The 20,661-nt window shown below is 65.2% G+C and carries 16 protein-coding genes; 13 read left to right on the top strand and 3 right to left on the bottom strand.

Annotation, left to right across the window (positions count from 1 at the left end; translation table 11 throughout):
• Positions 1 to 149 precede the first annotated feature (149 nt).
• From RMP10_RS00510 to RMP10_RS00475, 8 genes are read left to right on the top strand one after another with little or no spacing between them, the layout of a single operon-like run.
• Positions 150 to 1,397: an ABC transporter permease gene (locus RMP10_RS00510; protein WP_310568567.1), complete on the top strand. Its 1,248-nt coding sequence runs from the start codon at positions 150 to 152 to the stop codon at positions 1,395 to 1,397.
• A gap of 3 nt (positions 1,398 to 1,400) precedes the next feature.
• Positions 1,401 to 2,654 carry an ABC transporter permease gene (locus RMP10_RS00505; protein ID WP_309673219.1) on the top strand — a complete coding sequence of 418 codons (1,254 nt, stop codon included), beginning with the start codon at positions 1,401 to 1,403 and terminating at the stop codon, positions 2,652 to 2,654.
• Between the two features lie 11 nt (positions 2,655 to 2,665).
• The gene (locus RMP10_RS00500; RefSeq protein WP_310568566.1) at positions 2,666 to 3,901 is read left to right on the top strand and encodes an ABC transporter permease; all 1,236 of its coding nucleotides are present in this window, start codon (positions 2,666 to 2,668) and stop codon (positions 3,899 to 3,901) included.
• A gap of 11 nt (positions 3,902 to 3,912) precedes the next feature.
• Positions 3,913 to 5,169: an ABC transporter permease gene (locus tag RMP10_RS00495; protein ID WP_309673217.1), complete on the top strand. Its 1,257-nt coding sequence runs from the start codon at positions 3,913 to 3,915 to the stop codon at positions 5,167 to 5,169.
• Between the two features lie 23 nt (positions 5,170 to 5,192).
• A complete protein-coding gene (locus RMP10_RS00490; RefSeq protein ID WP_310568565.1) occupies positions 5,193 to 6,434 on the top strand; it encodes an ABC transporter permease in 1,242 nt (413 codons plus the stop codon).
• A 4-nt stretch (positions 6,435 to 6,438) separates the two neighbouring features.
• Positions 6,439 to 7,695, top strand: coding sequence for an ABC transporter permease (locus RMP10_RS00485; protein WP_310568564.1), 1,257 nt, complete (start codon positions 6,439 to 6,441; stop codon positions 7,693 to 7,695).
• A gap of 9 nt (positions 7,696 to 7,704) precedes the next feature.
• Positions 7,705 to 8,949: an ABC transporter permease gene (locus RMP10_RS00480; RefSeq protein WP_310568563.1), complete on the top strand. Its 1,245-nt coding sequence runs from the start codon at positions 7,705 to 7,707 to the stop codon at positions 8,947 to 8,949.
• Positions 8,950 to 8,952: 3 nt separating this feature from the next.
• Positions 8,953 to 10,200 carry an ABC transporter permease gene (locus RMP10_RS00475; protein WP_310568562.1) on the top strand — a complete coding sequence of 416 codons (1,248 nt, stop codon included), beginning with the start codon at positions 8,953 to 8,955 and terminating at the stop codon, positions 10,198 to 10,200.
• Between the two features lie 9 nt (positions 10,201 to 10,209).
• Here the strand turns inward: RMP10_RS00475 and RMP10_RS00470 are convergent, their stop codons facing one another.
• From RMP10_RS00470 to bchI, 3 genes are read right to left on the bottom strand one after another with little or no spacing between them, the layout of a single operon-like run.
• Positions 10,210 to 11,082 (bottom strand): DUF3623 family protein, encoded by an 873-nt coding sequence (locus RMP10_RS00470; RefSeq protein ID WP_310568561.1) that lies wholly within the window; start codon positions 11,080 to 11,082, stop codon positions 10,210 to 10,212.
• Positions 11,075 to 13,015 carry a magnesium chelatase subunit D gene (locus tag RMP10_RS00465; RefSeq protein WP_310568560.1) on the bottom strand — a complete coding sequence of 647 codons (1,941 nt, stop codon included), beginning with the start codon at positions 13,013 to 13,015 and terminating at the stop codon, positions 11,075 to 11,077. The genes RMP10_RS00470 and RMP10_RS00465 overlap by 8 nt, the downstream gene beginning before the upstream one ends.
• Positions 12,996 to 14,039 carry a magnesium chelatase ATPase subunit I gene (bchI, locus tag RMP10_RS00460; RefSeq protein WP_309673208.1) on the bottom strand — a complete coding sequence of 348 codons (1,044 nt, stop codon included), beginning with the start codon at positions 14,037 to 14,039 and terminating at the stop codon, positions 12,996 to 12,998. Before bchI ends, RMP10_RS00465 begins: the two co-directional genes overlap by 20 nt.
• A gap of 148 nt (positions 14,040 to 14,187) precedes the next feature.
• Between bchI and RMP10_RS00455 the strand changes: the two genes are divergently transcribed.
• The 5 genes from RMP10_RS00455 (at position 14,188) to bchZ (ending at position 20,599) form a co-directional block, all read left to right on the top strand.
• Positions 14,188 to 15,423: a methyltransferase gene (locus tag RMP10_RS00455; protein WP_310568559.1), complete on the top strand. Its 1,236-nt coding sequence runs from the start codon at positions 14,188 to 14,190 to the stop codon at positions 15,421 to 15,423.
• A 101-nt stretch (positions 15,424 to 15,524) separates the two neighbouring features.
• Entirely contained in the window at positions 15,525 to 16,493 is a 969-nt protein-coding gene (gene bchC / locus RMP10_RS00450) for a chlorophyll synthesis pathway protein BchC (RefSeq protein WP_310568558.1), read from the top strand.
• On the top strand, positions 16,490 to 17,506 hold the full coding sequence (locus RMP10_RS00445) for a chlorophyllide a reductase iron protein subunit X (protein WP_309673205.1): 1,017 nt from the start codon (positions 16,490 to 16,492) through the stop codon (positions 17,504 to 17,506). Before bchC ends, RMP10_RS00445 begins: the two co-directional genes overlap by 4 nt.
• Positions 17,507 to 17,519: 13 nt before the next feature.
• On the top strand, positions 17,520 to 19,148 hold the full coding sequence (bchY, locus tag RMP10_RS00440; protein WP_310568557.1) for a chlorophyllide a reductase subunit Y: 1,629 nt from the start codon (positions 17,520 to 17,522) through the stop codon (positions 19,146 to 19,148).
• On the top strand, positions 19,148 to 20,599 hold the full coding sequence (gene bchZ / locus RMP10_RS00435; RefSeq protein WP_310568556.1) for a chlorophyllide a reductase subunit Z: 1,452 nt from the start codon (positions 19,148 to 19,150) through the stop codon (positions 20,597 to 20,599). The genes bchY and bchZ overlap by 1 nt, the downstream gene beginning before the upstream one ends.
• Positions 20,600 to 20,661: the final 62 nt, after the last annotated feature.

The following is a 20,661-nucleotide window of genomic DNA, read 5'->3' as shown; positions in this document are numbered from 1 at the left end:
CGCATCCGGCGAGTCGTTCGGACACACTACATAGTGACCACGAGGCGCTCGGTATCCGGGCGCCTCGTGGTCATTGTACGACGGCGAAACTCTGACCGTCGCCCGCCGTAAATCCTCGCAGACCCCACGCGGCGCGAGGCGCTCCCCCTATGCAGTTTTTCGAAGCCATTCGATTGGCCCTCAACACCATCCGTGTGCAGAAGCTCAAGAGCGCGTTCACGCTGCTCGGCGTCTGCATCGGTGTGATGTTCCTGATTTCCGTCGTCTCGATCGTGGAGGGGATGGGGCGGTACATGGAAGAGGACCTGATCGGCAAACTGATCGGCGTCAATACGTTCGAGTTGCGCAGTCGCCCCAACATCAACATCGGCGACATGGATGAGGCCACCTGGGAAGAGTACCGGCGCCGGCCACGGCTCGAGCTACTCGATGTCGCACCGGTAACCAACGCCCTGCCGGCCGACGCCAAGTGGTATATCACCAGCGAAGATCAGGTCGCCATCACCTCCGCGACCAGCGGCAAGCCGCGCACCACACGGGTCTTCGCGGTGGATGGTCAGTACTTCGACGTGAAGAATCTCGGCGTGACCGCCGGCCGCATTCTCTCCGAGCAGGAACTTTCACGTGGTGAGAAGTCGGTGGTGATCGGCATCGATGCCGCCGAGCGACTCTTTCCCGGACTCGACCCGCTTGGCCGCGAGCTCAAAATGGGTGGTGTTCCCTATCGCGTGGTCGGTGTGGCGGAGTCGCAGGGCAAAGCCTTTGGTATGTCGTTCGACAATTTCATCGTGACGTCGTGGCGTTCACCGGCGCGCCGGCTGCTCAACTCGCGGCCCAACATTGTCGATGCGGTGGCGATTCAGTCGCCGAGTCCCGAAGCGATGACCGAGACGATGGAAATCGTGCGGTCCGTCATGCGCGCGCAACGACATCTCCGGCCGGCGCAGAAGGACAACTTCGCGCTACAGACCGCCGACTCGGCGCTGGAGTTCTGGAACAAGATCAAGAGCTACCTGGTGCTTGCCGGCATCGCGCTCCCCGCGATCGGACTCGTAGTCGGTGCCATCGTGATCATGAACATCATGCTCGTCGCCGTCTCCGAACGCACGCGGGAGATCGGCGTGCGCAAAGCGCTCGGTGCCAAGCGTCGGGACATTCTCATGCAGTTCCTGATCGAGGCCTCGACCCTTGGCATTGTCGGCTCGGCGATCGGCGTGGCGCTGGGGATCGGGCTGGCCGAGGGGATTTCGGCGTTCTCTCCGTTGCCGGCCAGCGTGGCGCCGTGGTCCATCGTGGTCGGTATCGCGCTTGGTGCCGGCGTCGGGGTCGTGTCCGGTGTGTACCCCGCCAGCCGCGCCTCGCGGCTGGATCCGATCACGGCTCTCCGACAGGAATAGCATATGTCTGCCTTTACCACGCGCCTGTCTGCCGTCGCCGAGGGCGTGCGCATCGCACTCGATGCCGTCCGCGCGAACAAGGTCCGCGCCGGTCTCACGATTCTCGGCATCGCCGTCGGTGTGTTCGTGGTCGTCGCCATCTCGGCCGCGATTCACGGCATTAATCAGTCGGTCGCGAAGGACTTTGCGAGTACCGGGCCGACCACGTTTTTCGTATCCCGGTATCCGATCAGCTTCGAAAATTGCGATGGGTCCGACGGCACCTGCACGTGGCTGCGCAATCCCCCGATCCGTCCGAACGAGATCGAAAGTCTGAGGCGCCTGCCGAGCGTGGAAGCGGTGGGCGAGCGACTGGACTGGGGCACGAAGGTCAAGTATCGCGAGCGCGAGTTGCCGTCGGCGAGCATCGAAGGCTACAGCGCTGAATGGACCACGATCGGCGCTCCCGAGGTGTATCCGGGTCGGGCCTTCACGAGCGCCGAAGCACGCACGGGCGCGCGCGTCGCGGTGATCACGACGCTCATGGCCACGCGACTGTTCGATGGTTCCGACCCCATCGGCAAGTCCGTGACATTGAACGGGGTGCCGTTCGAGGTGATCGGTGTGTACAAGGACAACAGCAGCTTCCTATCAGGTGGTGAACGCCCGAAGGCGGTGATTCCCGTGCAGTCGCTCATTCGCTATGTGGGCGCGCGGTCCAGCGGGATCTCGCTGGCGATCAAGCCGCGCGAGGGCGTTGAGCGCGATATCGCGCTCGATGACGTGACGGCCACATTGCGCGGGATGCGCGGCACGCGGCCGGGCGGCGAGTCGTCGTTCGCCATCATCACGCAGGACAAGCTGCTCGATACATACAACAGCATCTTCGGCATGTTCTTTCTGGTCATGATCGCGTTGTCGGCGGTCGGCCTGATTGTCGGCGGCGTTGGCGTCGTGGCGATCATGATGATCTCCGTCACCGAGCGGACCCGGGAGATCGGGGTGCGCAAAGCGCTCGGCGCGACCAAGGCCACGATTCTCTGGCAGTTCCTGGTGGAGGCGGCCACGCTCACCGGTATCGGCGGCGCCATCGGTCTGTTCGTGGGTTGGCTTGGCGCGCTCGGTATCCGCAGCTTCACGCCCATTCAGGCGAGTATCCCACCGATGGCCGTGGTCGTGGCGCTCGGCGCCAGCGCGGTGACCGGTATCCTCTTCGGCATGCTGCCCGCCAGTCGCGCGGCGCGTCTCGATCCCGTCGAAGCGCTCCGCTACGAGTAATCGGAGACCACATGCCCTTCATGGAAGCTGTCCGCTTGGCCCTCGCCACGATTCGCGTACAGAAGCTCAAGAGCTTCTTTACGCTCATCGGCGTCACGATCGGCGTGATGTTCCTCATCGCCGTGGTCTCGATCGTGGAAGGCATGAGTCGATATGTCGAGAACGATTTCGCCGGCAAGCTGTTCGGTGTGAACACGTTCACGCTGCGTCGGTGGAACGACTTCAACACCGATGACAACCTCGACTGGCGCGAGATCCAGCGCCGTCCCCGGTTGTTCGCGTACGATGCCGACTTGGTACGCTCCGTGCTTCCACCGGGATCATCATCGGCGATCACGAACGAAACGTTCATGAACGCGAACTCGCCCTTCGCCCGTCCGCGGCAGGTGCAAGCCGTCGCGACCGAAGCCGCGTACTTCACGATCAAGAAGTTCAACGTCACCCTTGGCCGTGCCTTCGGTCCGCAGGAAGTGAACATCGGTGCGCGCGTGCTTGTGATCGGCGTGGACGTGGCCGAGCACTTCTTCAAAGGTCTCGATCCGATCGGCCGCGAGCTGCGCATGAACGGCGTGCCCTACGAGGTGATCGGAGTGATCGAGAAGCAGGGGTCGGTGTTCGGGTTCTCGCTCGACCGACTCGCGATCGCCCCGTACACGAGTCCCCTCCACCGCGCGATCCGGCCGCGAGGAGACATCGAAGCGATGATCGTGCAGGCCCCGACCAAGGATCTGGTGTCCGATGGTATGGACGCGGCGCGTGAAGCCTTGCGGGCCTCGCGAAGAATGCCACCGGGAAAGCCTGATAATTTCGCACTGGAAACGCAGGACGAGGCGATGGCCTTCTTCGATGGCATCAAGTCGAAGATGGTCATCTTCGGCACCGCGCTTCCGGCGATCGGCCTCGTGGTGGGCGCGATGGTGATCATGAACATCATGCTGGTGGCGGTTGCCGAGCGGACGCGTGAGATCGGTGTACGCAAAGCACTCGGTGCGCGGCGCCGTGACATCATGTCGCAGTTTCTGGTCGAGTCGGCCACGCTGAGCGTCGTGGGCGCCGCGGTCGGTATCGGGCTCGGGATTGGCTTGGCGGCGACCATCGCCGCGCTGACGCCGCTGCCCGCGGCCGTCGCACCGTGGTCGATCGTGGCAGCGCTTGTAGTCGGCGCGGGCGTCGGCATCGGCGCCGGTATCTATCCAGCGAGTCGGGCGGCCCGACTCGATCCCATCACCGCGCTGCGGCAGGAATAGCGATGCGCCTCATGGATCGTATTCTCCTCGCGTTGGAAGGGATCGGCATGGCGCTCGATGCCATCCGGGCGAACAAGGTGCGCGCCGGTCTCACGATTGCCGGCGTCGCGATCGGTGTTTTCGTGGTGGTCGCCATGGGCGCCACGGTGCATGGTATCAAGCAGAGCTTCCAGTCGGACCTCGACGAGTTCGGGGCGACGTCGTTCCAGGTACGACGGCGCGGCGTTGGCATCAACACCTGTGACGGCTCCGACGACAGCTGTCCGGAGCGGCGAAATCCGGCCATTTCGCTCGTGGAATGGCGCGCCATCGCCGCCCTCCCCGATGTGGAGACTGCCACCGCCTGGTTGTCGGGTCAGAGCAACTTCGATTACCGCGATCGCCACGTGACCAACGTCGGCTACGACGCGCAGAGCACGGACTGGATCAAGACCGACGTGGCCGACATTTCGCCGGGTCGGAGCTTCTCCGCATCAGAGCATGACGCCGGCGCTCAGGTGGTGCTGGTGAATGACACGCTGAAGAATCGGTTGTTCGGCGACTCCGACCCGATCGGCAAGCAGATTGCCATCGAGGGGAAGCAGTTCACGGTGATCGGCGTATTCCACACGAAAGCCGGCTTCCTGAAAACCATGGATGGCCGCGGACCCGACAAGCCGCGCGCGATCCTGCCCATGATGACGGCCTACCGGCACCTCGACGTCTGGCGTCGGGGACTCATGATGATGGTAAAGCCACGCGGCGAGGTGGCGCAGGCGCAGGTGATGGACAACGTGACGGAGTTGCTGCGTTCGCGTCGCGGACTTAAGCCGGGGCAGATCAACAACTTTGCGTTGGTCGCCCAAGACCGGATGATGGAGACGTTTGACCAGCTGTTCGGCGCCATCTTCATGGTGGGGCTGGCGCTGTCGGCCGTAGGGCTGCTGGTCGGCGGGGTGGGGGTGATCGCGATCATGATGATCTCCGTGACCGAACGAACCCGTGAAATCGGGGTCCGGAAGGCTTTGGGAGCCACCCGCGCCACGATCCTGTGGCAATTCCTGGTCGAGGCGGCCACGCTCACCTCGATCGGCGCGTCGGTGGGGCTCATTATCGGCAGCATCCTCGCGTGGATCGTGCGGACCAACACGCCGGTTCCCACGTCCATTCCAGCTTCTGCGATCATCACGGCGATTGCGGCCAGTATCGCCACCGGCGTCATCTTCGGCATGCTGCCCGCACTGCGCGCCTCTCGCCTCGATCCGGTGGAAGCGCTTCGGCACGAATAGTAGGGGGTGGCTATTATTCTTGGGTGAAAACACGAGACGCCATCGGTCTGGCACTGACCCAGATCCGAGTTCAAAAACTCAAGAGCGCCTTTACCCTGCTTGGGGTGACCATTGGCGTCATGTTCCTCATCGCCGTCGTATCCATCGTCGAAGGAATGGGGAAATACGTCGAAGAGGATTTCGCCGCGCGCCTGATCGGCAGCAACACCTTCACGTTGCGACGGTTCAGCAATGTGGGGCCCGGCGGGAATCGCGGCTTCGATGCGCGTTCCGCCCAGCGGCGACCGTTGATCCGCATGCCGGATGTCGATGCAGTTCGGGCCGCGATCCCGGCCACGATGAAGTCCAGCATCGCGAGCGAGACGTTCAAGTACGCATCCGCGCCAGGTGCGCGCCCGCGACAAGTGCAGGCCGTGGCGACCGACGCGAACTATTTCGACATCAAGAACTTTCCGGTGACCGTTGGCCGGGCCTTTACCGATCAGGAAGTTCGCGCCGGCGCGCGTGTGATCGTGATCGGCACGGAGGTCGCGGAGCACTTTTTTCCGGGACTCAATCCGGAAGGGCGCCAGCTGCGCGTGGCCGGCGTGCCATTTACCGTGATCGGCGTCATCGAGAAGCAGGGCTCGGTGTTTGGATTCTCACTCGACCGCAATGCCATCGCGCCGTACACCTCGCCGATGGGGCGCATCATTCGTCCGGCGCGTGACATCTCGTCGCTCATCGTGCAGGCCCCAGCGCAGGCCGATCTCCCCGACGGCATGGAAGCGGCGCGCGGTGCGCTCCGCTCACTCCGCGGCCTCCGCGCGGGCGAGCCGGACGATTTCGGACTCATCACACAAGACGCCGCGTTTGGCTTCATCAAGCAACTCAAAGGCCGGTTGGTGCTCTTCGGTACCGCGCTACCGGCGATCAGCTTGGTCGTCGGCGCCATGGTAATCATGAACATCATGCTGGTCGCCGTCGCCGAGCGCACGCGTGAGATTGGCGTGCGAAAGGCGCTCGGCGCCAAGCGGGCCGATATCATGTCGCAGTTCCTCGTCGAGGCGGCCACCCTGAGTACGCTCGGTGCCGCGATCGGCATCGGATTGGGCATCGGTCTGGCGGAGATTATCGCCGCGCTGACGCCGCTGCCCGCTGCCGTCGCCCCGTGGTCAATTGCCGCGGCCTTGGTGACGGGAGCGGGTGTTGGCATTGCGGCCGGGCTGTACCCCGCGAGTCGGGCGTCGCGTCTGGATCCCATCACGGCGCTACGCCAGGAGTAGTCGCATGAATCGATTCTTACTGGTCTTCGAAGGCGTCGGGATGGCGCTCGAGTCCATCCGCTCGAACAAGGTGCGCGCTGCCCTGACCATCGCCGGCGTCGCCATCGGGGTTTTCGTGGTGGTTGCGATGGGCGCCGTCGTCAATGGCATTCGTGCGTCGTTTCAGCAGGACCTCGAACAGATCGGCGCGACCACGTTCATCGTGCAACGACGGAGTTCGGGCATCAGCGGGTGCGACGGTACCGACGAGAAGTGCCCGGACCGGAGCAACCCGCCGATTTCGTTTGCCGAATGGGAGATGATCAAGCGCATTCCGGGCGTCGAGAATGTCATCGGGGTGCTCGGCGGCCAAGGCAACTTCGCCTACCGGAATAGCCGCGTGGACAACGTGGGCTATGACGCGTACAGCGTGGAATGGCCGTCGGTGGATGCCTCCGACATCTTTCCGGGACGCAACTTTACGCGCATGGAGTACGACGCCGGTCAGCCGGTGGTGCTCGTCAACGACACCCTCAAGGCGCAGCTGTTCGGCGAGTCGGAAGCGATCGGCAAGCAGATCATGATCAACGGTCGACAGTTCACCGTGATTGGCATCTACGCGCCGAAGGCTGGCTTCCTGAAGTCGCTCGAGGGAAAGGGTCCTGACACCCCGCGGGCAATCATTCCCATTCAAGCGGCGGTGCGCAGTCTCGATGTATGGCGTAACAATCTCAGCCTGTTGGTGCGTCCGTCGAAGATCGTGACACAGGGCGAAGTGATGGACGAGGTACTGGCATCCATGCGCGCGCGCCGCGGGTTGCGACCGGGCGATCGCGCGACGTTCTACCTGGTCGAGCAGGATCGCCTGATGGATACGTTCAATCAGCTCTTCGGCGCGATCTTCGCCGTTGGGTTGGCGCTGTCGGCCGTGGCGTTGTTGGTCGGCGGTGTCGGCGTCGTCGCGATCATGATGATCTCGGTCACCGAGCGCACCCGTGAGATTGGTGTGCGCAAGGCGCTTGGTGCTACGTCGGGCACGATTCGTTGGCAGTTCCTCGTCGAAGCCGCCACCATGACCAGCATCGGGGCCTTCGTCGGCCTCGGGCTTGGCGCGCTGCTGGCGTGGGTCATTCGCTCGAACACGTCGATTCCCGCCACGCTTCCCGGCAGCATCGTGGCCACGGCATTGATCGCCAGCGCCGTCACCGGTGTCGCCTTCGGCATGCTCCCGGCCATGCGCGCGTCGCGCCTGGACCCCGTGGAGGCGCTCCGGCACGAGTAGCCGCTCACCATGCGCTTCTCCGACGTCATCCGCTTGTCGCTCCTACAGCTACGCGTGAACCCCCTGAGAACGGCGTTCACCCTGTTGGGCATCGTGGTGTCGGTCGGTTTTCTGGTGGCGGTGGTGGCGATCATTCAGGGGATGAACGCGTATGTGAAGGAGAACATCGCCGATGCGATGATCGGCATGAACACCTTTCAAGTCCGTCGGCTGCCCATCAGTCTGGGGCTCTTCACCGACGACCAGTTCCGTCTGTTGCAGCGACGGCCGCGCGTGGACGAACGCGACGCGGACGCCGTTCGCGACGCCCTCCCCGACGCGCTCGCGATCTCGCTGCAGTCCGGGTGGCCCACCCCGCAGGCCGATGTCGTCTGGCGAGACCGCACGCTCGGCAGTGTGCAGATCTTCGGCGTCACCGCCGGCTATCAGGTGGTCCAGGACTATCGCTTCACCGAAGGACAGCCACTCAGCGACATCGATGTGCGTGAGCGGCGCAACGTGATCGTGGTCGGTGCCGATGTCGCACAGAAACTCTTTCAGGGCGCTTCCGCCATCGACAAAGATGTGCGCGTGATGGGGCAGCGTTATACGATCGTCGGCGTGGTGGCCCGCAAAGGCCGCGTGTTGGGCCAATCGTTCGACGGCTTTGCCCTGATGCCGATCTCGGCGTTCGAAGCGATCTACGGCCGTCGTCAGAACACGACGATCTCGATCAAGATGCACGAGGCCTCCGAAGTCGGCCCGGCGATGGCGCGGGCGCAGGAGGCGATGCGACTCGCGCGCCGGTTGCGGCCATCCGATCGTGACAACTTCGATGTCGGTACCGCCGACGCGCTGGTCGATTTCTGGAAGCAGCTCACCAAAGTGCTCTTCGCCGTCGTCCCGGCCGTGGTCGCGATCGGGATTCTGGTGGGCGGCATCGTGATCATGAACATCATGCTCATGGGCGTCACCGAACGCACGCACGAGATCGGGCTGCGGAAAGCGGTGGGTGCGACCGCCGCCGACGTGCGCCGTCAGTTCCTCGCCGAGGCGGTCGCGCTGGCGATCTGTGGTGGCCTGCTGGGCGTCGCCGCGGGATGGGGGCTGGCGGCCGCCATCGCGGCGTTTTCTCCCCTGCCTGCCCGCGTGTCGTTGTGGAGTGTTGGACTCGCGCTGTCACTGGGCGCGGGCGTCGGGGTGCTGTTCGGCGTGTATCCCGCATCGCGCGCGGCCAAGCTCGATCCGATCACCGCCATGCGCGCGGAGACCTGAGCGATGGGCCTCAGAGTCGGCGCGTTCGGCGAGAACGTGCTCATGGCGTTCGATGCGATCCGCGTGAACAAGCTGCGCTCGTCGCTGACCATTCTAGGTGTCGTGATCGGCGTGGCGACCGTCATGGCGATGGCCGCCATCGTGGAAGGGATCCGCTCACAGATCGTCACCACGATCGAGGTCGCGGGGCCCACCACGTTCTACGTGATGAAGAAGTTCTCGCAGACGCCGCTCAACCCGGATAACCTGCCGAAGGAAGTGCGCATTCGCCCTGATCTCTCGGAGACCGAGGCAGAGGCGCTGCGCCGCCTGCCGGAGATCGCGTACGCATCACTGTGGGCACAAACGCTGGCGCGCATCGAATCGGAAGGCGTGCGGTCGCAGTCGATGGCCATCTTCGGAGCCGATGACGGGTTTACGCGCATTCAAGGCGGCGAACTCGTGGAAGGCCGATGGTTCACGCGCAACGAGCTCAATTCGGGAGCGCCGGTCGTGGTCCTGCAGGACGAAACGGCGCGAAGTCTGTTCGGCCGCGAGCGCATGCTGGGCCGGCAAGTCCAAGTGGGCGGACGTCCGCTCGTGGTGATCGGTCTCTGGCAGGAGCCGGGCAATATCTTCGCGCCTCCCGGGCAGGCCGTTGGCGCGGTCGTGCCGTACAAGTTCATGGAGCGCAGCTACCCGATCGACAAGACGAACGCGCTCTGGATCCCGGTCAAGCCACGGGCCGGTGTAAGCGTGGCGGATGCGCAGGGCGCGGCGGTGATGGCGATTCGCGAGATGCGCGGCCTTCGACCGGGCAGCACGAACAGCTTCGACCTCGTCACGCAGGACCAGATCCTTGATACGTTCAATGGTATTACGAGTGTTTTCTTTCTGGTGATGATCGTGCTGTCGGGCGTCGCCTTGCTGGTGGGCGGCATCGGGGTGATGGCGATCATGACGGTGTCGGTCACCAGCCGCACACGGGAGATCGGCGTGCGCAAAGCGCTGGGCGCCACGCGCAACGACATTCTGCTCCAGTTTCTCATCGAGGCCTGCACGCTCACGGGCATCGGCGGGCTGATCGGCATCATCGTGGGTCTCGCGCTCGGTCGCGTGGCCTCGTTTGCGCTCGACATCTCGGCGCCCGTGCCCGTGTCGCTCACGGTGATTGCCGTCGTGGTGTCGGTCGGCATCGGCATCATCTTCGGTCTGGTGCCAGCCCGCCGTGCGGCAAGGCTGGACCCCATCGAATCATTGCGCCACGAGTAGCCCGTGCGCTCAGTACCCGCGCACGGCGAGGAACGCTTCCCAGAGCGGCAACGACACCGGTGTGCCGAGCACCGCGAGTTCGAGCACGCCAAGCACGCCCAGGACCGACAGTAGCATCATGCCCTGACGTCGCAGCGGCGAGGGGTCGCGCAGCGCATGGATGATCGTACGCAGAGTAAAGGCGAGCAGCACCGCCACCGTGATCGGGAGCAGCCAACTGTTGCGCTGCGGGCCGAAGTATGACTCGAGATAGGTGAGCGGCTCCGGGAAAAATCCGCGGCCGGGATTCTCGACACCGAAGAAAATATTGATACTGGCTGCTTGGTGCGTTGCCCAGAAGAGCACGAGCGCCCACCAGCCCGCGCGATTCGCACGGCGCGCCGTGAGATATCCCGTAATGGCGAGCACGGCCAGCATGGCAAGCTGATACCAAAACATGGACAGCACGGAACGCACCGCCAACGACCAACTCGGCGACTCTGCGGGAATCGGTACCATCAATGACGACGGTCCCACCAACCATCCCCCGTAGAAAGCCACCTGGACCCACGTCCACAGGAATGCCGCGCCAAGGAAGCTGCGCCGTGCGCCCGAGGGCGTTCCACGATCACGTTCGAGATACAGCAGCCACGCCCCCCACACCGCCATCGCACTCGCCAGCACCAGACCGAGCACTCGCGTGCCCGTCGACCGTTCGAGCGCGAAAATCAGCCCGGTCGCGGCCCACCAAAAGAACACGACGACCACAAGCGAGCGCAGCGCCACGCGGACCGACGTTTCACGGGTCGCGATGTCGGTGTCGTACAACATCGACGGATGTCGCACGCGGACCAGCGACTGCCAAGGCCACAGGGTTCGCGGTGCCACCGGCGTTTCATGCACGGTCGGATCCCTCGGCCATTTGCATCGCGGTACGCACGAGGCCTCCGAGCGCCTTCGCATTCGCCGCTGGGAGCAGCACATACCGCGCCCGCATCGCGTCGGCGACGCGACGCGCGACCGGCTCACCGCGCGATGAAGTATCCACGAACAGCGCGGGAATGTTCTGTTGGGCGAAGCGCGCGCTGGCCGCCAACGCATCACGTTCGGCACCGGGACGCCCCGGCGTGCCATCTCGCGCAATGTTCGCGCGACCATCGGTCAGCATCACCACCAGCGGCGCGCTTCCGCCGCGCTTGGCGGCCAGAGCTTGCTCGAGCGCGGCTTCGATGGCGTGCGCCAGCGGCGTGCCGCCACCGCCGGGCAACGCCGCTAACACTTTCTTGGCGCGAGCAAGGGCACGTGTGGGGGGCAGCAGCAACTCGGTGCCCTGCCCTCTGAAGGCGATCAAGCTCACCCGATCACGACGCGCGTAGCTCTCGGCCAGCAGCATCTCGACAGCACCTTTTGCCTCGGCAAGCCGATTCACTGCCGACGAACCCGAGGCGTCGACGACGAACAGCACGGTCGTACCGGTCTTTTCGATAAAGCGACGAATGCGGAAGTCTTCGCGACGGATGTTCACGCGCGGTCGCACCGTTGTCGGTCGCGCCTTCGTCGCCGGCGCCATCGACACGAGCGCATCCGATGCGGTCTGCTGGAGTCGTGCGCGCTGCCACGGTGCGGCCGCGCGCAGCGTCTCCAGCAAATGCAAGCGCGATCCACCGCGGGGCAGTCCACTGCGCGACCCGCGTGGACGGCCGCGTAGCATGTTCTGCTTCTCCGCGCCAACGCGCCCTTGCATCGAGCCACCGTTCACCTTCTCCAGGAGTTGCGCGAGCATGCCCGGCGGGAGCGCTGACGTCACCGCTTCCCGCAGTACGTCGGTGCTGCTTGACGGCGGCGACGGCGCATCGTCGTTCTGCTCCGACTCGTCGGCGTCGGTGTCGGGCGACTCCGTGTCGGGCGGCGTCGGAGGCTCGGGCGCGTCGGCCGCGTCGCCATCGGTCGCCGAAGGCGGCTCCGGTGGCGAAGCCGGCGGCGACGGTGGCGGCTCACCCGGCTGCGCGTTGTCGTTGGCCGGCTCCTCGGGCGGCGGCGGCAGTCGCGTCGCGCGCGGCGCCAGCACGAGCGCCGCCGCGACTTCCGCATCGGCCTCGGTAATCATGAGCCGTCCGTGCAACGCCGCATGCGCGCGGGCACAGCGCAGTGCCAGGAGTGGCGCCCGCACCGAGTCGATCCCGAACGCGTCGGCGGTTTCACAGATCGCCACGATCCACGATTCGTCCACACTCACCGACATGAGCCGATGGCGCGCGTCACGCGCCTGACGTTCCCACGACGCCACCGCGCGCTCGTCGGTGTCATCAAGCAGCGCTTCGGCGGCCGAGCCGCTCATGCGCACCATGAAGGCCAGTCGTTCACGCAGTGCGTCGTGTACCGACTCGTCGTCGATCGACTCGTCCATGATGATGGCGCAGACGCGTGCCGCGTGCTGTTCACCGATGCCGTCGCGCGCGACCTGCACCTCGGCGTGATCGAGCACTTCGCACAACGCCGTGCGCGCCGCGATCGACAGGCGTTCGGCCATCGGGACCACGACCACCCCGCCGTCGGCCGCCGCCAGCACGCCGCGTTCCGACACGAGCCGGCCGGTTGAGAGCGTGGCGGCGAGATCCACGCCCCCATACAAGCGATCGGGCGTCACACTCGACGGCACGCGACGCAGCGGCGCGCCATCGGGGAGCGCGCGCTGCACGAGCAACGAAAACGCGCGCGCCTGCTCGTGCAGCGGATGATCGAGCATCGCGCCACCGAGTCCGCGCGCATCAACCGCCAGCAACAACGCCGTCAGCGCGGGACCACCGCGCGGCAGGTCAACGGTTGGCGACGACATCGCCCCACAGTTCCGCGATGGCACGCTCCACACGGGTGGTCGACCCGGCGTCGTCGAGCACGTTCCGGCGCAGGCGATGACGGAGCGCCATCGGTGCGATCCGACGCAGGTGGGCGAGCGTCACTTCGTCGTCACCCTCGTACGCTGCCATCGCGCGCGACGTGCGCAGCAGCGTCAGCTCGCCGCGCAGACCGTCGGTGCCCAGCTGCGAACAGAGCGTCGCCGCCCGCTCGAGCACGGCGTCGGAGACGACCAGCGCGTCGAGTCGCGTGCGCGCCTTTTCGAGATGACGACGCACTTTCGCGTCGGCCTTGTGCCAGTGCGTCATGAACGCCACGGGATCGCGATCGAACGCATCGCGGCGCTTGATCACCTCAATGCGCGTGGCAATCACCGTCGGCGTGCGTACATCGACCGCGAGTCCGAAACGGTCGAGCAGCTGCGGTCGCAGCTCCCCCTCCTCTGGATTGCCGCTGCCCACCAGCACAAAGCGCGACGGATGGCGTATGCTCACGCCCTCGCGCTCCACGACGTTCTCGCCGGTCGCGGCGGCGTCGAGCAAGAGGTCGACCAAGTGATCTTCCAGCAGGTTCACTTCGTCGACATACAAAAAGCCGCGATGGGCGCGGGCCAACAGGCCGGGCTCGAATGCCTTCTCACCCGTGGTCAGGGCCTTCTCGAGGTCGAGGGCACCGACGACCCGATCCTCGGTCGCCCCGAGCGGAAGATCCACCACCGGCACCGGTGCCAACACCGACTTCACGTGGCCCCCAGCGACCGCCCGGGCCTGACACTCGTCGCATCGGGCCCCATTGGACTGGGGGTCACAGCCGTAGCGGCAGCCGGCCACCACCTTCATGGGGGGCAACAGCCCGGCGAGGGCGCGGACCGCCGTCGACTTGCCGGTGCCGCGATCGCCAAAGACCATGACGCCACCGATGGTCGGGTCGACGGCCACCAGCAACAACGCCAGCTTCATCTCGTCCTGGCCAACGATCGCGCTGAACGGAAATACCGGTCGCATGCGGACTCAAAAAGGTTCGTGGTGCGGCCACGTCCGGGCCAATCCACCGTCCCCGACGATAGGATCGGGGACTCGGCGTCGCAAGAGCTTTACACCCTATGTGTACACTTTTCTTGACACTCTCGTTTCCGCTGCTTAACGTCGGCCCGTGAACCCTCCCGAACAGGCCCTGACGGCCCCGCAGGCACCGGCCATGGCGACCGAGCGCGCCAAAACGCCAAGCACCGCCCAGTCCACGAGCGGACTGAGCCCCGCGGCGGTCGCGCCGCCGATCGCGTGGCATGAGCGTGTGCGCGATCGATGGAACGCCCTCGTCGCGACCGACAAGTTCCAGCGCTGGAGCGCGCGATTCCCGCTCACCCGAGCGGTCACTATGCGCCGGTCCCGAGCGCTGTTCGACATTGTGTCCGGCTTCGTCTACACCCAGACCCTGCTGGCCTGCGTGGAGCTCGACCTGTTTGCCTATCTGGCGGGAGGCGCGCGCACGGTGGACGAGATTGCCGAGCACACGAACCTGGCGCGGGCCAGTACGGAGCGGCTCTTGAATGCGGCGGTGTCCCTCCGCCTGCTCATGAAGCGGCGACACGGACGTTACGCGCTCGGTGCGCTCGGCGCCCCGCTCGTCGGAAACACGGGCGTGTTGGCGCTCATTCGGCACCACCGGATGGCGTATCAGGATCTCAGCGACCCGGTGGCGCTGCTGCGGCAGGGCGCCGATTTCCGCACGGAGCTCTCGCGCTACTGGTCATATGCCGATGCCCCGCGACCGCAGCAGATCGACGACGCCCGCGTAGCGGCGTACTCGGAGATCATGGCCGATACGCTCCCGCCCGTTGCCCACGACGTGCTCGACGCCTACGACCTCTCGAAGCATCAGTGCCTGCTCGACGTAGGCGGAGGCGAAGGCGTGTTCCTGTCGCTGGTGGGCCAGAAGCACCCCACCCTGCAGCTGCGGCTGTTCGATCTCCCCGCGGTCGCGGCACGGGCGAAAACGCGACTCGGTCAGGCCGGCTTCGCCGGTCGAGTGGACTGTCATGGCGGCAACTTTCACGCCGATGCCCTGCCCACCGGCGCCGACGTGATTTCGCTCGTGCGCGTGTTGCTCGACCACGACGACGAGTCGGTACTGCGCCTGCTCAAGCGGGTGCGGGCCGCGCTGCCCAGTGGCGGCGTGCTGCTGATCGCCGAAGCGATGGCCGGTGTCCGCGGCGCGGAGACGGTGGGCGACGCCTACTTCTCCTTCTATCTGATGGCGATGGGGAAAGGCCGCGCGCGACGGGCGTCCGAGCTGCATCAGATGCTGCAGGCGGCGGGTTTCCGGCGCAGCCGCGAGGTCTCCACCCGCTTTCCGATCCAGACGGGACTGATCGTGGCCGAAGTCTGACGCCGCACGCGACCAAGCGGTCGCCGGGCCCTTCGCGCGAATCCCGATAAAGTCACTCTTCCAATGTTGACAGTATCAGGTGTCAACAACACGTTACACTTGTGAAGACCACCGCCGTCGTTTTCGAACAGCCTCAACAGCTCTCCGTGCGCGAGCTGACCCTCGTGCCCGCCACCGACGCCGACGTGCTGGTACAGATGCGCTGGTCTGGCATCTCCACCGGCACGGAGCGCATGCTCTGGACCGGCACTATGCCCCCCTTTCCGGGGCTCGGGTATCCGCTCGTGCCCGGCTATGAGGGCGTCGGCGAGATTCTCGACGCCGGCTCGGAATCGGGCCGATCGGTCGGCGACTTGGTCTATATCGCGGGATCTCGCGGATTCACCGACGCGCTCGGGCTTTTTGGCGGACAGGCCTCGTTGGTGGTGGTCCCCGGCACCAAGACGGTGGTGCTCGACCCTCGGCTCGGTGAACGGGGCGCCTTGTTTGCGTTGGCCGCCACGGCCCACAACGCCCTTTGTGCAGCGGCTCCCGGCGTGTCGCCCCGCGACGTGCCGGAGCTGTTGCCGGAGCTGATTGTCGGCCATGGGGCATTGGGTCGGCTCATCGCGCGCTTGGTGGTGCTGTACGGCGGCAAGCGGCCGACGGTGTGGGAGATCAACCCGGTGCGCATGGATGGCGCGCGTGGCTATGACGTCATCCACCCGCATACCGACACCCGCCGCGACTATCGCACGATCTGTGAAGTGAGCGGCGCCAACGGCCTGATCGACTCGCTGGTGGCGCGCCTGGCCCCCGGTGGTGAGATCTGCCTGGCGGGCTTCTACAGTGAGCCCGTGAGCTTCACCTTTCCGCCGGCGTTCATGCGACAGGCACGCTTTCGCATCGCGGCGCAGTGGAAGGAGTCCGACCTGCAGACCATTGCGGCGCTGGCGAACTCGGGAGCGCTCGCGCTCGACGGGTTGATCACGCATCGCGAAGCGGTATCCCGTGCCGCCGACGCCTACTCGACCGCGTTCGGCGATTCCCACTGCGTCAAGATGATCCTCGACTGGAGAACGGCTGCATGAGTGAAGACGGTACCAGCTCCGCCAACGGCGCCCTGCATCAGCTGCACTCGAGTGTGCGCGATGAAGCCGCTACTGCCCCCGATGCGGTGCACACCGGCCCGGTCACGAAGGAGACGCAGATCATCGCGATCTACGGCAAGGGCGGCATCGGCAAGAGTTTCTCGCTGGCCAATCTCTCGTACATGATGGCGCAGCAGGGCAAGAAGGTGCTGCTCATCGGCTGTGACCCCAAGAGCGACACGACCTCGTTGCTCTTCGGTGGCCGCGCCTGCCCCACGATCATCGAAGTATCGTCCCGCCTCAAGCTCGCCGGCCAGCAAGTCTCCATCAGCGACGTCTGCTTCAAGCGCGACGGCGTGTTCGCCATGGAGCTCGGCGGCCCCGAAGTGGGCCGCGGCTGCGGCGGACGCGGTATCATCCACGGATTCGAAATTCTCGAGAAGCTGGGCTTCCATGAATGGGGCTTCGACTTCGTGCTGCTCGACTTCTTGGGCGACGTGGTGTGCGGCGGATTCGGCTTGCCGATCGCCCGCGACATGTGTCAGAAGGTGATCGTGGTCGGGTCGAACGATCTGCAGTCGCTGTACGTCGCCAACAACGTCTGCTCGGCGGTGGAATACTTCCGCAAGCTCGGCGGCAATGTGGGCGTGGCCGGTATCCTGATCAACAAGGACGACGGTACCGGCGAAGCCGAAGCATTCGCGGCCAAAGCGGGCATCCCGATTCTGGCGAAGGTTCCGGCCAACGACGACATCCGCAAGAAGAGCGCGAACTACGAGATCATCGGCTTCCCCGGTGGTGAGTGGGGCCCCTTGTTCGGTGAACTCGCGCAGGCCGTGGCCGACGCACCGCCCGTCCGCCCGAAGCCGCTCACGCAGGACGAACTGCTTGGCCTCTTTGCCGCAAGCCAGGTCGGCGGCAACGTGGTGCTCGAGCCAGCCACAATGTTCGACCTCGTTGGTCGCGAAGACGTCACCAAGCCGTCGCTCGAAGTCGTGTACGACACCGTTTGATCACGAGACCGACATGAGCAGCAACATCAACAACGGTGAAGGGCTACGCGAGGTCGTCTACGACGGCGCGGGCAGCACGCCCACGGCCAACGACGCCGATCAGCCTTCATCACGCGCGTTGCCCGTGATCGACGGCAACGCGATCAACACCGCCGCAACGGCGGCCGACGGACTCGGATGTCACGCCGGTGCCGACGAAATGTTGGCGGCCGCGAAAGCGGCGGGAAAGAGCGAAACGCTCGACCGCTACGCCGCCGACTATCCGAAGGGACCGCACGATCAGCCGCAGAGCATGTGCCCCGCGTTCGGATCACTGCGCGTGGGACTGCGCATGCGCCGCACGGCGACGATCCTGTCGGGCTCCGCGTGTTGCGTGTACGGACTCACCTTTACGTCGCACTTCTACGGGGCGCGACGCACGGTGGGCTACGTGCCGTTCAACTCCGAGAGTCTCGTCACGGGACAGCTGTTCGAAGACATCCGCGATGCAGTGTTCAAGATGGCCGATCCGGCGCTGTATGACGCCATCGTGATCACCAATCTGTGTGTGCCGACGGCATCCGGTGTGCCGCTGCAGTTGCTGCCCAAGGAAATCAACGGCGTCCGCATTATCGGCATCGACGTGCCGGGCTTTGGCGTGCCCACGCATGCCGAAGCCAAGGACGTGCTCGCCGGTGCGATGCTGCGCTATGCACGCACGGAGGCCGAACTCGGTCCAGTCGCTGCGCCGCGCGGTGGTGTGAGCGAGAAGCCCACGGTCACGTTGGTCGGTGAGATGTTCCCGGTCGACCCAATCGGCATCGCGATGATGCTCGAGCCGATGGGATTGGCCGCTGGCCCCGTGGTCCCCACGCGCGAGTGGCGCGAGCTGTACGCGGCACTCGACTGCGTGGGTGTGGCGGCGATTCACCCGTTCTATACCGCGTCGTATCGTGAATTCACGGCGGCCGGACGCCCCATCGTGGGCTCGGCTCCGGTCGGCTACGACGGCACTGAAAGCTGGCTCGAAGCCATCGGTCAGATGGCGGGCGTGTCGCGTGATCACATTGATGCCGCCAAGAACAAGTTCTTGCCGATGATCAAGGGCGCGCTGGCGAAGATGCCGATCACGGGACGCATCACGATGTCGGGCTACGAAGGCTCGGAGCTGCTCGTGGCGCGACTGTTGGTGGAAAGCGGCGCCGATGTGCGCTATGTGGGCACCGCCTGCCCGCGCACCCCATACAGCGAAGTCGATCGCGAATGGCTCGCCGCGCGTGGCATTCACGTGCAGTATCGTGCGTCGCTGGAACAGGACCTCGCGGCGCTGCACGAGTTCAAGCCCGATCTCGCCATCGGCACCACGCCGGTCGTGCAGAAGGCAAAGGAGATGTCGATCCCGTCGCTGTACTTCACGAACCTGATCTCGGCCCGTCCGTTGATGGGTCCCGCCGGTGCGGGCTCGTTGGCCACCGTCGTGAATGCCGCGCTGGGCAACAAGGCGCGCTTCGATACCATGACGGCGTTCTTCGAGGGCGTCGGCACCGGCTTCGCGAGCGGGGTGTGGGAAAATGTGCCGCAAGATCATCCCGAGTTCCGTGATCACTACAAGCGCCATCTGGCCAAGCTGGCCAAGGCGCGCAAGGCGCAGGAGATGGTCTGATGCTGGTGCTCGATCATGATCGCGCTGGTGGCTATTGGGGCGCGGTGTACGTGTTCACCGCGATCAAAGGCCTGCAGGTCGTCATCGACGGACCGGTGGGGTGCGAGAATCTGCCGGTCACCTCGGTGCTGCACTACACCGATGCCCTGCCGCCGCACGAGCTCCCGATCGTCGTGACCGGACTCGGCGAAGACGAACTCGGACGGAACGGCACCGAAGGCGCCATGCGCCGCGCGCACAAGACGCTCGACCCCGAACTCCCGGCCGTGGTCGTGACGGGGTCGATCGCCGAGATGATCGGCGGTGGCGTCACGCCGGAAGGCACGAATATCCAGCGCTTTCTGCCGCGCACCATTGATGAAGATCAGTGGCAGGCCGCCGAACGGGCGTTGTACTGGCTGTGGACCGAGTATGGCCTGAAGAAAGGGATCGCGCCGAAGCGTCGCGAGAAGAAGGAAGGCGACAAGCCCCGCGTGAACATCGTGGGCACGATTTACGGCTACTTCAACTCAGCCAGCGATCTCGCCGAGATCCGTCGGTTGGTGGAAGGCATCGGCGCCGAAGTGAACATGGTGTTCCCGATGGGCAGCCACCTGGAAGAAGTGCCGCGCTTGGTCGATGCCGACGTGAACGTGTGCATGTATCGCGAGTTCGGCCGCATGCTGTGCGAAGCGCTGGAGCGTCCGTATTTGCAGGCGCCGATCGGGTTGCATAGCACGACGAAATTCTTGCGAACACTGGGCGAGATGCTGGGGCTCGACCCCGAGCCGTTCATCGAGAAGGAGAAGCACACGACGATCAAGCCGTTGTGGGATCTCTGGCGCAGCGTCACGCAGGACTTTTTCGGCACCGCCAGCTTCGCGATCGTGGCCAATGAAACGTATGCCCGCGGTGTGCGCCATTTCCTGGAGACGGAGATGGGGCTGCCCTGCACGTTCGCGTTCTCACGTCGTCCGGGTGTGAAGCCCGACAATCAGGCCGTACGCGAAGCGATCCGCACCACGCCGCCGCTCATGATGTTCGGCAGCTACAACGAGCGCATGTATCTGGCGGAAACCGGCGCACGATCGATGTACATCCCGGCATCGTTCCCCGGAGCGATCATCCGACGCCATCTGGGCACGCCGTTCATGGGGTACTCCGGCGCGACGTACTTGATTCAGGAAGTGTGCAACCAGCTGTTCGATGCGCTGTTTCACATCCTGCCGTTGGGCACGGACATGGACAAGATCGACGCCACCCCCGCGCGCATGCACAAGGAACTACCGTGGGACGATGAGGCGAAGAGCGCGTTTGATGAGATCGTGGAGACGTATCCCATCCTGATCCGCATCAGCGCCGCCAAGCGCCTGCGCGATCTGTGTGAAAAGGATGCCCGCGACCTAGGCGACGCTATCGTCACCCGCGATCACGTCCTGGCCTCCCGCCGAGGCCTCGTCGGCGTGAGCTGATCGAGCCCCACCACGTCGTACACGCAGAAAGCGGGACGCAAACGAAGTTTGCCGTCCCGCTT

It is taken from the genome of Gemmatimonas sp., from assembly GCF_031426495.1.
Classification (GTDB): domain Bacteria; phylum Gemmatimonadota; class Gemmatimonadetes; order Gemmatimonadales; family Gemmatimonadaceae; genus Gemmatimonas.
This window is presented reverse-complemented; position numbering and strand designations above follow the sequence as displayed.

What these genes read in the sequence shown, in the direction of transcription:
- bchY (WP_310568557.1), top strand. Translation starts at nt 17,520, where the DNA reads ATGAGCAGCAACATCAACAACGGTGAAGGGCTACGCGAGGTCGTCTAC.
- RMP10_RS00495 (WP_309673217.1), top strand. Translation starts at nt 3,913, where the DNA reads ATGGATCGTATTCTCCTCGCGTTGGAAGGGATCGGCATGGCGCTCGAT.
- bchZ (WP_310568556.1), top strand. Translation starts at nt 19,148, where the DNA reads ATGCTGGTGCTCGATCATGATCGCGCTGGTGGCTATTGGGGCGCGGTG.
- RMP10_RS00510 (WP_310568567.1), top strand. Translation starts at nt 150, where the DNA reads ATGCAGTTTTTCGAAGCCATTCGATTGGCCCTCAACACCATCCGTGTG.
- RMP10_RS00505 (WP_309673219.1), top strand. Translation starts at nt 1,401, where the DNA reads ATGTCTGCCTTTACCACGCGCCTGTCTGCCGTCGCCGAGGGCGTGCGC.
- RMP10_RS00445 (WP_309673205.1), top strand. Translation starts at nt 16,490, where the DNA reads ATGAGTGAAGACGGTACCAGCTCCGCCAACGGCGCCCTGCATCAGCTG.
- RMP10_RS00465 (WP_310568560.1), bottom strand. Translation starts at nt 13,015, where the DNA reads ATGTCGTCGCCAACCGTTGACCTGCCGCGCGGTGGTCCCGCGCTGACG.
- RMP10_RS00485 (WP_310568564.1), top strand. Translation starts at nt 6,439, where the DNA reads ATGAATCGATTCTTACTGGTCTTCGAAGGCGTCGGGATGGCGCTCGAG.
- RMP10_RS00480 (WP_310568563.1), top strand. Translation starts at nt 7,705, where the DNA reads ATGCGCTTCTCCGACGTCATCCGCTTGTCGCTCCTACAGCTACGCGTG.
- RMP10_RS00475 (WP_310568562.1), top strand. Translation starts at nt 8,953, where the DNA reads ATGGGCCTCAGAGTCGGCGCGTTCGGCGAGAACGTGCTCATGGCGTTC.
- RMP10_RS00500 (WP_310568566.1), top strand. Translation starts at nt 2,666, where the DNA reads ATGCCCTTCATGGAAGCTGTCCGCTTGGCCCTCGCCACGATTCGCGTA.
- bchI (WP_309673208.1), bottom strand. Translation starts at nt 14,039, where the DNA reads ATGCGACCGGTATTTCCGTTCAGCGCGATCGTTGGCCAGGACGAGATG.